This window comes from Mycolicibacterium peregrinum (genome assembly GCF_001665625.1).
Classification (GTDB): domain Bacteria; phylum Actinomycetota; class Actinomycetes; order Mycobacteriales; family Mycobacteriaceae; genus Mycobacterium; species Mycobacterium peregrinum_B.
In genome coordinates this window covers 36,191-49,797 of record NZ_LZSY01000028.1, presented here as the reverse complement: position 1 = coordinate 49,797, position 13,607 = coordinate 36,191, and the positions used below count along the sequence as shown (strand labels likewise).

The following is a 13,607-nucleotide window of genomic DNA, read 5'->3' as shown; positions in this document are numbered from 1 at the left end:
GCTATCGCCCGACGGCGGCCACCGGTTCGTCGGCCTCCCGGTCGTGAGGCTCGTCGCGGCGCCGGGCCAGCCGGGCCATGACCCGCGCCATGAGCGGGGCGGCGAACAGCATCAGCAGCACCCGGAGCACCTGGGCGGCGATGATGAAGGTGACGTTGGACCCCGTCTCCACGGCGGTGGCGAGCACCGCATAGACGCCACCCGGACTGGTCGCCAGGTAGCCCTCCAATTGCGTCATCCCGGTGACGTTGGCCAGCACCACCCCGAGTCCGGCGGTCGCCACGCCGAGCACGACTATCAATGTCAACGCCAACGGAAGTATCCGGCCGATCGTCCGTAGCGAGTCGCGGGTGAAGGCGATGCCGGCCTGCCAGCCGATCACCATGTAGGCGGCCTGCACCAGAAGCACCGGAACGGCCAGCCCGAAGGACAGACCCGTGAGCTGTAGTGCCACCGTCAGGGCCAGCGGGCCGAGCAGTCCGGCGCCCGGCAACCTGGCCCAACGCCCGCCGACCACCCCGACTGCGACGATCGCGGCAAGCATGGCCAGGCTGAGATACCAAGGTGCCGAAGCAGTTTCAGCCGGGTCCGACGGCGGATGCGACCGGTCGGCGTGGAAGACCAGGGTCACCACGAGCGGAATGGTCCCGGTGACCAGTGCCACCCGAAGATATTGGACGACGGACACGACGCGATCGTCGCCGCCGAGTTCCCGGGCGATGGCCACCAGGCCCGACGCGCCCCCGGCCACGAGCGCGAGCGAGCCGGTCAGCGGACTGACGTCGCGGTGCAGACCGAGCAATCCGCCGGCGAGGATGCTGAGCACCAACGTGGCCACGGTGATCACCAGCACGATCAGCCAGTCCGATCCGAGCGCACTGACGGCGTCCCGATGGACCATCGTGCCGATGTACACGCCCAGCACACCCTGGGCGATCACCCCCGCCGGGCGCGGCATCTGTTCCGGGGCGAGCGAGACCAGCGCCAGCACGATGCCTACCGCGAGTCCCGCGAACAGCGCGGCCGAGGGCACGTCGACGAGGGTGAGCGGGACGGTGACGGCGACGGTCGCGACGAGAAGCAACATCCACCGCAGCGTCCGTGTCATCCCCGTCATGCACCTCCTACCGAGATAGTAAGGGATACCTTCGCAATATTCACGGTGTAATGGCATTCAAATGCTTCAATCGCGTCGAATACCAAGGTATAACCTTCTTATGGCAGCAACATCGGCGACTGAACTGCGCGAGTCGATGATGGCGGTGACCCGGCAGATGCGGCGGCACCGTCCGGATCACGGCCTGACGTTGAGCCAGCTGGAGCTGCTGGGCGAGGCGAGCCGCAGCGGAACCACCACCCCGGCCGAGATGGGCGCGCGGCTGCATGTGCGGGCCCAGTCACTGACCGACAGCATCAACGAACTGGTGCGCCGCGGGCTGATCGCGCGACGTCCCGACGAGAACGACCGCCGCCGACAGCTCATCGAGATCACCGCGGCAGGAGCTGCGTTGCTGCAGGCCGACCGTGACGAACGCGATGCCTGGCTGCACGCCACGATGCGGGAAAACCTCACCGATCTGGAGTTCGATCTGCTGATGCTGGTGGCACCGGTCCTGCGCAAGCTGGCGTACTCCGACGCCGCTGCGGGCACACTTGGGTCATGACCACCATCGCGACCGCCGCCGCCGAATGGATCGCGCATGACCCCGACCCTCAAACCGCGGCCGAATTGTCCTCTTGCACTCCCGAAGAACTCGACCGCCGGTTCAGCAATCCGCTGACCTTCGGCACCGCCGGGCTGCGCGGACCGTTGCGGGGCGGGCCCGATGCCATGAACCTGGCCGTTGTCATCCGTACCACCTGGGCACTGGCCCAGGTCCTGAAGGACAGATGCCTGGGCGGGTCGCACGTGGTGGTGGGCCGCGATGCCCGGCACCGTTCCGACGAGTTCGCTCTGGCGGCCGCCGAAGTCCTTGCCGCCGAGGGTTTCCAGGTTGTCCTCATGATGGCCGCAGTCCCCACACCGATCGTCGCTTACACCGTTCGGCACCTGCCTGCCGTTGCCGGCATCCAGATCACCGCGTCGCACAATCCGCCGACGGACAACGGCTACAAAGTGTTTCTCGACGGTGGCATGCAGATCATCTCCCCTGCCGACCGTGAGATCGAGGCAGCGGTGGCTCGGGCGCCGTACGCAGATGAAATCCGCCGATCCCCCGTGGAAACCGGTGGGCGCCATCAGGTCTACGGATACCTGGAGCGGGCCGCCCGAGTCCGTCGCAGCACAGGTTCGGTGCGGGTGGCGCTGACGCCCCTGCACGGAGTCGGCGGCGAGTACGCGCTTGATGCCCTGGCCCTGGCCGGATTCGACGACGTGCACGTGGTCGAGGAACAGTTCGCGCCCGACCCGGACTTCCCCACGGTCAGCTTCCCCAATCCCGAGGAGCCGGGTGCGGTCGACGCGCTGCTCGCCCTGGCTGACGACATCGACGCCGAGATCGCGATCGCCCTTGACCCCGATGCCGATCGGTGCGCCGTCGGGGTGCCGGGCCCAGACGGTTGGCGCATGCTCACCGGTGACGAAACCGGCTGGCTGCTCGGCGATTACATCTTGTCTCAGCTCGAGCCCGGCCCGGTGAGCGAAGCTGCCCTGGTCGCCAGCACCGTGGTGTCCTCGCGGATGCTGGCCGCCATCGCGGCGGCGCACGGTGCCCAGCACGCGGAAACCCTCACCGGATTCAAGTGGTTGGCCCGCGCCCAGTCACCCGGTAACACCCTGGTCTACGCCTACGAGGAGGCGATCGGGCATTGTGTCGACCCGGCCTCGGTACGCGACAAGGACGGGATCAGCGCGGCCATCCTGGCCGCTGATCTGACGGCCGCACTACGCGCTCAGGGGCGCACCATACTCGACGCCCTGGATGCGCTGGCCAAGGCGCACGGCGTGCACGTGACGGGCGCGGTCACGCGCCACGTCGACGACGCCGAAACGGCCATGGCCCGATTGCGCGAGGACTCGCCGACCGAACTGGCCGGGATCGCCGTCACCGTCGAAGATCTGCTGGAGCGGCGTGGACAACAACGCACCGATGCGCTGATCTTCACCGGTGAGGACGCAGGCACCTCGGTCCGCGTGGTGGTACGTCCATCGGGAACCGAGCCGAAACTCAAGTCCTACACCGAAGTTCGTTGTGCACCGACCGATGATCTGGATACCGCACGGGCCCACGCTCAGAAGCTGAGCCAGGACCTCGCCGACGCCGCCGCGCGCTGGTAGCCGGATACGTAATGCCGGACTGGACTTATCAACCGCTTCGCCCCATCGCGTCCGCCGTCCTCGGGGAACACCGCACCCAGCGCTGGGCGTTGCGGTTTCTGGCCACGCTGGTCGAGGCGGGCGGGTATCGCTGGATCCCAAGGGTTTTCGATCACCCGCCGGTCCCGCCGGAGTGGATAGGCCGCTTCGGGGCGGTGGTCCCGCCGTCGGTGGCGCGCGACGCCGTACTGGTGTTGCCGGTCCAGGGTGCCGGCATCATCGAGATCGCACCCGTGACCGCCGCCGACGTCGAAACCGTACGTCGGGCCGCCACGGGTCGGCGCTGCCGTGTCGTCGCGCGGGTGGATTCGGCCGAGGTAGCCGAACTGATCGCCGCTGACGTCGACGACGTGATCATCGGTGCAGGCCGTGAGCACCGCTACCTGTCGGATCCTGACGTCACGGCCACCGTTGTGGCGCTGCAAGATCCGGACGTCATCGTGCTGGCCCGGCCGAGCGTGCTGCTCGCGACCGGTCCGGGCTGGTTCAACCGCGTGATCGAGGCGGCCTCGCAGACATCGACACCGCCGCCGGGCCTGGCCGATGCCGGGCTCAACCCGTTTCGCTGGCCGGGCTGGCTGTGGGGTGTGCTGGCCGGACTCGGCTTGATGGTGGCCGGTGTCGGTGCCGGCGCCATCACGCTCGGTCCGGTGTTGCTCAGTTATGACCGTTCCTATCTCGACCTCGGGGTGGATGACCTGCGCCAGATCAACGACAACCTGGTGCATTTCATCCAACATGACCGGATCAGCATGGCGGGCAACATGATCGGCCTCGGCGCGCTGTACACCGGATTGTCCTGGGGCGGCATCAGGCGCGGCTTGGCATGGGCGCGCACGGCCCTGCTCATCTCGGGCCTCGTCGCGTTCCTCACGCTGTTCTACTTCGTCGGGACAGGGTTCGTCGATCCCCTGCACACGCTGGTGGTGGTGACGCTGTTCCCGATGCTGCTGGCCGCGGTCTGGAACAAGCCCGACCCGACCCGATGGCGGTCATTGCCGGACGGTCCGGAGCCACAGCGCCGGCGCGCGTTGTGGGGACAGTTGCTGTTCATCGGACTCGGCGCCGGGCTCGCCGTCGCCGGGGCGACCATCTCGTTCGTCGGGCTGACCGACGTGTTCGTCAGCACCGACCTGGGCTACCTGCACACCCACGGTGCGACGCTGCGGGCCGCCGAACCGCAACTGCTCGGCTTCATCGCCCACGACCGGGCCGGATTCGGTGGGGCTCTGATCGGTTCCGGGCTCGCGATCGCATTGATCGCGCTGTGGGGATTCCGCCGCGGCGAGCGCTGGGTGTGGTGGTCGTTGTTGATCGGGTTCGTGACGGGCACGTTGCCTGCGCTGGCCGTGCACTACGCGATCGGGTACACGACCTTCATCCATCTGCTGCCGGTGTATGTGCTCATGCTGGCCACCGCGGCGGCGCTGGTGTTGTCCCGGCCGTACCTGACGGCGACCGAGCCTGAGCGGCCTTAACGCGGGCCGAACTGACGGTCCCCGGCGTCGCCGAGCCCCGGGACGATGTAGGCGATCTCGTTGAGGCCCTCGTCGATGGTCGCGGTGATCAACCGGATCTCGGGGGCGACCTTCTCCAGCGCGGCGATCCCCTGCGGAGCACACACCACACACACCGCGGTGATGTCGTCGGCGTTGCGCTCTTTCAGCAGGTTGAGGGTGTAGGCCATCGATCCGCCCGTCGCCAGCATCGGGTCGAGCACGAACACCGACCGCGTACTCAGGTCGTCGGGCAGCGACGCCAGGTAGGGCGTGGGCTGGTGCGTCGACTCGTCGCGCGCCATCCCGACGAACCCGACCTGTGCCTCCGGGATCAGCGCGTGCGCCTGGTCGACCATCCCGAGCCCCGCCCGCAGCACCGGCACCAACAGCGGCGGATTGGCCAACCGCGACCCGGTCGTATCGGTCACCGGGGTGCGCACCGCGATCTGCTCGCAGGGAGCGTCCCGGGTCGCCTCGTACACCAGCATCATCGTCAGATCACGCAGCGCCGCACGGAACCCAGCGTTGTCGGTCCGCTCGTCCCGCAGGGTGGTCAGCCGCGCGGCGGCCAGGGGGTGGTCGACGACGCGCACATCCATGCGCTGACCTTAACGGTCGGCGCCGTCGGCGTGCATGTCTATCCGGTGTCCACCCCACGGACTACGAGGACCACGGATTCTCAAGGGTCCGCTACGAGCTTTCGCGAACCAGGCTGAGGACACATTCGTTCTTGTTCTCAAACGCTGGAGTTCTGATCATGACGAGAGTCGTAACCGCCCCGTCAGCCGATATCACGTCAGTAGCCGACTGTGACGCGCAACTGGCTGCCCGGTTCGTGCGCGACGCCATGCCATTTCACTCCGTCCTGCTGCGCACCGCGCGGCGCCTGACGCACAGCCAGGCCGACGCCGAGGACCTGGTCCAAGACACATTGATGAATGCCTACACCGGTTTCCACCGGTTCGAACCGGGCACCAATCTCCGTGCGTGGCTGTTCCGCATCCTGCACAACCGGTGGATCAGCACGCACCGCATGAAGCAACGTCGTCCCGACACGTTCGCCGTCCCCGAGTTCACCGACAGCGACATGTTCGGCAGCGCAACCCATTCCACGACCGTGCAGCGCTCCGCCGAGGACCTTGCGCTCGACCTGTTCTGCGACGACCGGATCCGTGATGCGTTGCAGGCACTGCCCGAGGGTTTCCGAACGGTGTTGTACTACGCCGACATCGAGGGTTGCACATATGCCGAGGTCGCCGCACGCATGGGAATCCCCCTGGGAACCGTCATGTCACGCATCGCGCGCAGCCGCGAACGCCTGCGGGCCGCGCTCGCCGATGTCGCAGACGACCGCTGGACCACCCACGAAGACGGCGGCACCCGAAATGTCGCGTGACGAACAACGAGAGGACACCATGGAATCCGGATCGACAGAACTCAACGGCTATCGCGCACTGGTCACCGGCGGCACCGCGGGCATCGGCCTGGCCTGTGCCGACCTGCTGGCCCGAGCCGGCGCGGCGGTGACCATCACCGGGCGAGATGAACAACGGGGACGCGACGCCGCGGCCACGCTCGGTGGGGACGTCCGGTTCGTCAGCGCCGACCTCGCCGACCTCGACTCGGTGCGATCTCTCGCACAGCAATGCGGCGAGCTCGACATCTTGGTCAACAACGCCGCGGCGTTCCCCGGTGCACTCACCGTCGAACAGGATGTCGCCTCCTTCGAGCGGACTTTCGACACCAATGTGCGGGGCACCTATTTCCTCGTCGCACACCTGGTGGGCGGCATGCTCGAACGCGGCCGCGGCAGCATCGTCAACGTCACCTCGATGGTCGCGTCCAAGGGCGTACCAGGTGCCTCGACCTACAGCGCTTCCAAGGCCGCCGTCGAATCGCTGACCCGCACCTGGGCCGCCGAATTCGGTTCCGGCGGAGTGCGAGTCAACAGTGTCGCGCCGGGGCCCACCCGCACCGAAGGCGTCGCGGCTCAATGGGGCGACACCAACGAGGAACTCGGCCGCGCCCTACCCCTGGGACGCACGGCAACCCCGGAGGAGATCGCCCACGCGGTGCTGTTCCTGAGTTCGCCGCGGGCGGCATTCATCACCGGCTCGGTATTGCATGCCGACGGCGGTGGCACGGCCATCTGAGAGTCAGGTCTGCCTCGGGCGCTGCGCCGGGGACCGGGCATGCGAACGCGGCGCGAATCACGCGGAACCGATCAGGGGCGGCGGACGTCCTAACCACATGACCGCCGACCCCCTGCGCGCCGACATGACGGGCATCCACGCCCTCGGCGGCGCCTTCGACGCACACGCCACCGATCTCAGCGCGGTGGCGGCAACCCTGCGGTCGATGCCGTCACCGGCAGGCGCCCTCGGCCCGATCGGCGAACGATTCGTAGCCGCGTTCGCCGCATCCGTCAGCGCCCACATCGACGCGGTGGCGGCGCTGAGTGCCCGGGCCGACGCGGGTGCCGTCAGCGCCGGGGCCACCGCCGCCGGCTACGACGCCGCTGGTCAGCGGGCGGCCGCACTGTTGCCGCGGGTATAGCCCGTGCCCGCGTCCGCCGCCGCGCTGGCCACGCCGCTGTATGCGCTGCGTGACCTGGTGGGCAGTGGCCCGCCGGAAACCGGGCCCACCGTGACGACGCTGGACGCGGCGCATTCCGCATTGTCGGATATCGCCGCGGCACTCGGCCGATCGTGGGAACGCGCCGCCGGCGACTGGTCGGGTACGGCGGCAACAGCGGCCGCCGACTTCGCCGCAGGCACCGCGGCGGAGGTGACCGAGCTGGCCGCGCAGGCTCAGGTACTGAGCGCTGCTGCCCGGCGTGCGGGCTCAGCCGTGGCGGAGGCGAGGTCGCGACTGCAGGCGATCATCGACCGCTTCGAGGATCGCGCCGCATTGTTGATCCCCCATCTCGACGAACCCGGTGTGGCTCAGGAGCTGCAGGCCGAGGCGCGGCGCGCGGTCGCTGAGGCGTCGGCCGTCGTCGACGAACTGCGCGCTGAACTGGACGGTCAGGCCGGTGCGGTCACCGCCGGGATGCACGCGGGCTCGACGGGGCTCCCGGCCGGTGCCCCGACGTCGTCGGGATTCCCAGGGTCGGGATTCTCAGGGTCGGGATTCTCAGGCGCCGGGCCTCCGGAGGCCGGGTTCTCCGGCGCGGGGCTCTCGGGAGGCACACCGCTGGGCGGCTGGGGTGGCGCCGCAGACCTACCGGCGGCATCGGGTGTCGATCGCTCCGAAGCGCCGACCGGGCTCCGTGACCCGGGGATGTTCGGCGACGGCGTAGCGGTGCGGCTGCCCGACGGCAGTACCGCGGTGGCCCCCAATGCCGTGGCAGCCAGCGCCGTGCGACATGCGCTGACACAACTCGGGGTCCCCTACCGGTGGGGCGGCACGACACCGGGCGTCGGCCTGGACTGCAGCGGGCTGACCCAATGGGCCTATCACGAAGCCGGGCTGGACATTCCGCGGCTGGCCCAGGAGCAGGACATCGGCAAGGCGGTCTCAGCGGGGACCCTGCGCCCGGGTGACCTGGCGGTATGGGACGGCCATGTCGCCATGATCGTCGGCGAGAACACGATGATCGAGGCGGGCGACCCGGTCAAACTCTCGCCCGTCCGAACGACGAATGCCGGGCAGGGCTTTCAGGGGTTCTGGCGCCCCACGGTGTGATACCACCCGAACCGGTCCCCGAACGGGAGACAACCTGACTGGCGTCAGAGGCGTCCCATTAGGCTGTGCCGCATGGCTGCTGACATCGTGCCGATCAGGCTCGGGCTGACCAAGGGCGACCTCTACACACTGTGGGCTCCGCGTTGGCGGGATGCCGGTGACGAGTGGGAGGCCTTCCTCGGCGAGGGTGACGCCCTGTTCGCCTTCGAATCGGTCGCTGACCTCGCGGCTTTCGTCCGCACCAACACCGACAACGATCTCGCCGACCACCCGGCGTGGGAGAAGCTGACCGCAGCCAACGCCCACAAGCTGCAGCCGGCCGACGACCGTGAATACGACATCGTCGGGCTGCCGGACCTGGTCGCCGACAAGCCGACCGAAGAGTCCGTCGCGACGGTGCACCGCACGCTGGTGGTGGTGTCCTCGATCGGCTCGGTGTGTGAACTGGCGGCCATCAGCAAGTTCTTCAACGGCAACCCGGTGCTCGGCACCGTCGGTGGTGGGTTGGAAGGCTTCACCGGCCGCTCCGGGCGCAAGCGTTGGGCCGAGATCGAAGCCGTGATCGCGCGGGGCTGGGACGGTGTGCTCGACGCCATCGACGAGATCGTCACCGTTCCCGAGGACATCGACGAAGCCGCGGTCAAGAAGGCCGAGGTCGAACTCGAGGAAGACGCCCCTGAGGAGGATGAGGACGACCTCGCCGTCGACGCTGACACCGAAGATTCCGAGGGCGACGACGACGAGGACGCCGAACCCGCGCGCAGCGTTGCCGACACCGCTGTCCTGGGCGACGACGAGGACTTCTGGCACAAGGTCGGTATCGACCCGGTGCGCATCATGACCGGCTCGGGAACCGTCTACACCTTGCGCTGCTACCTCGACGATGATCCGGTCTTCCTCGGCCGCAACGGTCGCATCAGCGTGTTCAGCTCCGAGCGGGCCCTGGCTCGCTACCTGGCCGACGAGCACGACCACGATCTGTCCGACCTGGCCACCTATGACGACATCAGGACCGCCGCGACCGATGGCTCCCTGCGGGTCGAGGTCGCCGACGAGAACGTCTACGTCTTGTCGGGCATCTCCGACGACATCGCCGACGGACCCGACGCGGTCGACCACGACCAGCTGGAGTTGGCCGTGGAGCTGCTACGCGATGTCAGCGACTACTCCGAGGACAAGACCGTCGATGAGACGCTCGCCGAGACCAAGGCCCTCGGCAAGTTCGTGAGCTATGTGCTCGGCGACGAGGGCGCCCGCAAGCCCGATGCGCCGTACGCCCAGGCCGTCGAGCAGTGGGACGCGTTGGAGCGTTTTGTGGAGTCGCGGCTGCGGGCTGAGTAACCCGAGCCGATGAGTTCTGGCCGCGCCGGCGGTCAGATCACTCATGACCGCATCGACCAGCCTTTCCACGCACACCGTCGAGGTTCCCGGCGCGCGCCTGCACTACGAGGTGCGCGGCGAGGGCCCGCTGTTGCTGATCCTCGGTGCGCCGATGGCCGCCGCCGAATTCGCGCCGCTGGCCCACGCGCTGGCCGGGGACCGCACCGTGGTGACGGCCGATCCGCGCGGCGTCGCGCACAGCTGCCTCGACGATCCGACCGAGAATTCCATCCCGGAGCGCCGGGCTGATGACGTCGCCGCGATCCTCAATGATCTGGGCGCCGACTCCGCTGACGTGTTCGGCTCGTCCGGCGGTGCGGTGACGGGTCTGTCATTGGCGGCCCGTCACCCCGACCGGGTGCGCATCCTCGTCGCGCACGAACCTCCGCTGCTGGAGTTGCTACCCGATGCCGCCGCACAACGCGCCGCGACCGAGGACATCATCGCGACGTTCAACCGCGACGGGATGTTCGCGGCCTGGGGCAAGTTCATGGCCAACGCCGGCTTCGACGTACCGCCCGGGGCACCGGAGATGCCCGCGCCGAGCGATCAGGAACTGCGCGACGCAGACCACTTCTTCAACCACGAACTCCGGGGCACCACCCGCTACCTGCCCGATGTCGCGGCGCTGAAAAACGGACGGGTTGTGCTGGGACTCGGTGAGGAGTCCGGACGCCTGTTGACCAAGCGGACCACGATGGCACTGGCCGACCTGCTGGGCGTGCGCCCGGTGAAATTCCCTGGCGACCATGGTGGATTCATGGCTGCGCCAGGGGCTTTCGCCGACGTACTCCGTGGGGCGCTGCGCGGCTGAGGTGTCGGGCGTTCTCAGCAGGGGTCGCCGGGCGGGGTGAAGTACGGAACGCCTTCGACGGTGTAGCACGGGACTTCGCCCGGTACGTAGGGAACATGGGCGGCCGCGATGGCCGCGCCGGTCGCGACATCGCCGGCGATGTTGGTGCAGCCTCCGGCAGCGAAATGGCGTCCGTCTGCTCCGGCGCAGACGTCGGCGCCGGCGGTCGGTACCGCGACAACCGGAAGGAACACCGCCGCCGTTGCCAGCACTGCGCCGGACAACACCGTGGTGAGGGGTCGGGCCATGGGGTCTCCTTGTTGATCCGGGCACGATCTTGCGTCGGGCCTGCTGGATTGTCGCAGCCGTAAACGCTGCCGTTACAGCGTTTCCAGTGGAAATTTTCGGTGGGGAGAATTTGCCCGACGCGGTGACTCAGCCGACCAGGACCGCGTACCGGGGTTTGATGACTTCGTCGATGATGGCGAGCCGCTCATCGAAGGGGATGAAGGCCGACTTCATCGCATTGATGGTGAACCGCTCCAGGTCGCTCCAGCCGTAGCCGAAGGCCTCGACCAGGCGCAGCATCTCCTGGCTCATGGTGGTGTCGCTCATCAGCCGGTTGTCGGTGTTGACGGTGACGCGGAACCGCAGTCGTGCCAGCCGGTCGAACGGATGCTCGGCGATGCTGGGCGCCGCCCCGGTCTGTACGTTGCTGCTGGGGCACATCTCCAGCGGAATTCGCTTGTCCCGCAGGATGGATGCGAGCCGGCCCAGATGCTGGGTACCGTCGTCGAACTCGGTGATGTCATCGACGATGCGCACCCCGTGGCCCAGCCGGTCAGCCCCGCAGAATGCGATGGCCTCGTGGATGGACGGCAAGCCGAACGCCTCACCGGCATGAATTGTGAAGCGCGCGTTGTTTCCTCGCATGTACTCGAAGGCGTCGAGATGCCGGGTGGGCGGGTACCCTGCCTCCGCCCCCGCGATGTCGAAACCGACAACGCCCTTGTCGCGGAAGCGGATTGCCAGTTCGGCGATCTCCCGGGAGCGAGCAGCGTGACGCATCGCGGTGACCAGGCAGCGCACGGTGATGGTCCGCCCCTCGGCCGCGGCCGCCTTCTCGCCGTCGGCGAAGCCGGCCAGCACGGCGTCGACCACCTCGTCGAGAGACAGGCCGCGGTCGATGTGCAGTTCGGGGGCGAACCGGATCTCGGCGTAGACGACGTTGTCGGCGGCGAGGTCCTCGACGCACTCGTAGGCGACGCGGTGCAACGCCTCCGGAGTCTGCATGACCCCGACGGTGTGGGCGAACGGCTCCAGGTAGCGCACCAACGAGCCGCTGTGCGCGGCGGTGCGGAAGAACGTGGCCAGCTCGTCGACCTCGGTGGCCGGCAGGTCGTCATAGCCGAGCTGGTCGGCCAGGTCGAGCACCGTAGCCGGCCTCAGGCCGCCGTCGAGGTGGTCGTGCAGCAGGGCCTTGGGAGCGTGCTGGATCTTGTCCAGACTCAGCGGCGTACTCATGCCCCCATCATGCGCGTCAGCGGCGCCGCCGCGCCGCCGAAACCGGGCCGTGGCGGGTGACGATCAGACCAATAGCGGCCTATTCGTGAGTGTCTGCCGATTGGCGCCGCGTCAGGAGATCCGGTCGATGATCAGGGGTCGCTGCATGGGCGCGGTGTCGCCGACCGTCCAGGCGCCGTCGAGCTCAGCAAGAGCACCCGGCAGCCGCTCGGGCGTTTCGGTGTACAAGGTGAACAGCGCCTCGCCTGCGGCGACCGGCTCCCCCGGCTTGCGGTGGATCCGCACGCCGGCGCCGAACTGCACCGGTTCGCCCGGCTGGGCACGGCCGGCGCCCAACCGCCACGCCGCCAGCGCCACCCCCATGGCGTCGAGATCGCCCATGATGCCGCCGTGCGGGGCCGTCACGGTCTCCGTGGCCGTCCCGATCGGTAGCGGGCGGGTCAGATCCCCGCCCTGGGCCGCGACCAGCGCACGGAAGCAATCCATCGCACTGCCGTCCCGCAGGGTCTCGGCCGGATCGGGGTGACCGATACCGGCCGCATCGAGCATCTCGGTCGCGAGCGCCAGCGTCAGCGCGACCACGTCGGACGGCCCTCCGCCGGCCAGGACCTCCAGCGATTCGCCGACCTCCACGGAGTTGCCGACGGTCCGGCCCAGCGGGCAGTTCATGTCGGTGAGAAGGGCCCGGGTCGGCACCCCGTTGGCATTGCCGAGGTCGACCATGGTGGCGGCCAGCGTCCGCGCCTCGGCCTCGGTCTTGAGGAAGGCACCGCGCCCGACCTTGACATCCAGGACCAGCGACCGCGCGCCCTCGGCCAACTTCTTGCTCATCACCGAACTCGCGATCAGCGGCAGCGACTCGGTGGTGGCGGTGACATCGCGCAGGGCGTAGATCTTGCGGTCGGCCGGCGCCAGCTCACCCGCCGCGAACACCGCCGCACCGATGTCCCGAAGCTGTTGGCGGATCTGAGCTTTCGACAGTTCCGCGGTGAATCCCGGGATCGCCTCAAGCTTGTCGAGGGTGCCGCCGGTGTGCCCGAGCCCGCGGCCGGCCGCCTGCGGAACGGCCGCACCACAAGCCATCACCACGGGAAGCAGCGGGATGGTGATCTTGTCCCCCACCCCGCCGGTGGAGTGCTTGTCCACCAGGGCAAGCGGCTGACCATCTCGACGAAGGTCCGAGAAGTCGAACCGGTCCCCGGAATTGACCATGGCCGCCGTCCACCGGGCGATCTCGGCCGGTGCCATGCCTTTGAGGAAGATTGCCATCAGCAGCGCCGACATCTGTTCGTCGGCGACCCGTCCGTGCGTGTAGCCGTCGATCACCCAATCGATCGCGGCGTCGGACAGCGTGCCGCCGTCACGTTTGGTCCGGATGACGGTGGGGGCGTCGAGATGCGACATGGCC

General features: G+C 68.5%; 14 protein-coding genes. 9 read left to right on the top strand and 5 right to left on the bottom strand.

The features are described from left to right. Position 1 precedes the first annotated feature (1 nt). A complete protein-coding gene (locus tag A5779_RS04615; RefSeq protein WP_064879407.1) occupies positions 2 to 1,108 on the bottom strand; it encodes an AbrB family protein in 1,107 nt (368 codons plus the stop codon). Between the two features lie 109 nt (positions 1,109 to 1,217). Here A5779_RS04615 and A5779_RS04610 point away from each other — a divergent pair, with 109 nt between their 5' ends. Genes A5779_RS04610 through A5779_RS04600 form a run of 3 tightly spaced genes read left to right on the top strand, consistent with a single transcriptional unit; the run spans position 1,218 to position 4,794 of the window. Next, positions 1,218 to 1,664, top strand: coding sequence for a MarR family winged helix-turn-helix transcriptional regulator (locus tag A5779_RS04610; RefSeq protein WP_207549024.1), 447 nt, complete (start codon positions 1,218 to 1,220; stop codon positions 1,662 to 1,664). Then, positions 1,661 to 3,277, top strand: a complete 1,617-nt coding sequence (locus A5779_RS04605; RefSeq protein WP_064879405.1) for a phospho-sugar mutase — start codon at positions 1,661 to 1,663, stop codon at positions 3,275 to 3,277. The genes A5779_RS04610 and A5779_RS04605 overlap by 4 nt, the downstream gene beginning before the upstream one ends. A gap of 11 nt (positions 3,278 to 3,288) precedes the next feature. Further along, the gene (locus A5779_RS04600; RefSeq protein WP_064879403.1) at positions 3,289 to 4,794 is read left to right on the top strand and encodes a hypothetical protein; all 1,506 of its coding nucleotides are present in this window, start codon (positions 3,289 to 3,291) and stop codon (positions 4,792 to 4,794) included. Here the strand turns inward: A5779_RS04600 and upp are convergent. Next, positions 4,791 to 5,414: a uracil phosphoribosyltransferase gene (upp, locus tag A5779_RS04595; protein WP_064879401.1), complete on the bottom strand. Its 624-nt coding sequence runs from the start codon at positions 5,412 to 5,414 to the stop codon at positions 4,791 to 4,793. The genes A5779_RS04600 and upp overlap by 4 nt on opposite strands. A 158-nt stretch (positions 5,415 to 5,572) precedes the next feature. Between upp and A5779_RS04590 the strand changes: the two genes are divergently transcribed. The 6 genes from A5779_RS04590 to A5779_RS04565 all read left to right on the top strand — a co-directional run bounded on the left by A5779_RS04590 (position 5,573) and on the right by A5779_RS04565 (position 10,696). After that, entirely contained in the window at positions 5,573 to 6,211 is a 639-nt protein-coding gene (locus tag A5779_RS04590) for a sigma-70 family RNA polymerase sigma factor (protein ID WP_064879399.1), read from the top strand. Positions 6,212 to 6,230: 19 nt separating this feature from the next. Further along, positions 6,231 to 6,968, top strand: a complete 738-nt coding sequence (locus tag A5779_RS04585; RefSeq protein ID WP_064879465.1) for an SDR family NAD(P)-dependent oxidoreductase — start codon at positions 6,231 to 6,233, stop codon at positions 6,966 to 6,968. 97 nt (positions 6,969 to 7,065) lie between these two features. Then, a complete protein-coding gene (locus A5779_RS04580) occupies positions 7,066 to 7,371 on the top strand; it encodes a hypothetical protein (protein ID WP_236734646.1) in 306 nt (101 codons plus the stop codon). 3 nt (positions 7,372 to 7,374) lie between these two features. Further along, the gene (locus A5779_RS04575; protein ID WP_064879397.1) at positions 7,375 to 8,502 is read left to right on the top strand and encodes a C40 family peptidase; all 1,128 of its coding nucleotides are present in this window, start codon (positions 7,375 to 7,377) and stop codon (positions 8,500 to 8,502) included. Positions 8,503 to 8,574: 72 nt separating this feature from the next. Beyond that, entirely contained in the window at positions 8,575 to 9,843 is a 1,269-nt protein-coding gene (satS, locus tag A5779_RS04570) for a protein export chaperone SatS (RefSeq protein ID WP_064879395.1), read from the top strand. A gap of 43 nt (positions 9,844 to 9,886) precedes the next feature. After that, positions 9,887 to 10,696, top strand: a complete 810-nt coding sequence (locus tag A5779_RS04565; RefSeq protein ID WP_064879393.1) for an alpha/beta fold hydrolase — start codon at positions 9,887 to 9,889, stop codon at positions 10,694 to 10,696. Between the two features lie 14 nt (positions 10,697 to 10,710). On the opposite strand, the gene A5779_RS04560 is transcribed toward A5779_RS04565, so the two are convergent. The 3 genes from A5779_RS04560 to A5779_RS04550 all read right to left on the bottom strand — a co-directional run bounded on the left by A5779_RS04560 (position 10,711) and on the right by A5779_RS04550 (position 13,603). Then, the gene (locus A5779_RS04560) at positions 10,711 to 10,983 is read right to left on the bottom strand and encodes a hypothetical protein (protein WP_055109588.1); all 273 of its coding nucleotides are present in this window, start codon (positions 10,981 to 10,983) and stop codon (positions 10,711 to 10,713) included. A gap of 127 nt (positions 10,984 to 11,110) precedes the next feature. Continuing rightward, the gene (locus tag A5779_RS04555) at positions 11,111 to 12,199 is read right to left on the bottom strand and encodes an adenosine deaminase (protein WP_064879391.1); all 1,089 of its coding nucleotides are present in this window, start codon (positions 12,197 to 12,199) and stop codon (positions 11,111 to 11,113) included. Between the two features lie 111 nt (positions 12,200 to 12,310). Then, complete coding sequence (locus A5779_RS04550; RefSeq protein ID WP_064879389.1) at positions 12,311 to 13,603, bottom strand: thymidine phosphorylase; 1,293 nt, start codon at positions 13,601 to 13,603, stop codon at positions 12,311 to 12,313. Positions 13,604 to 13,607: the final 4 nt, after the last annotated feature.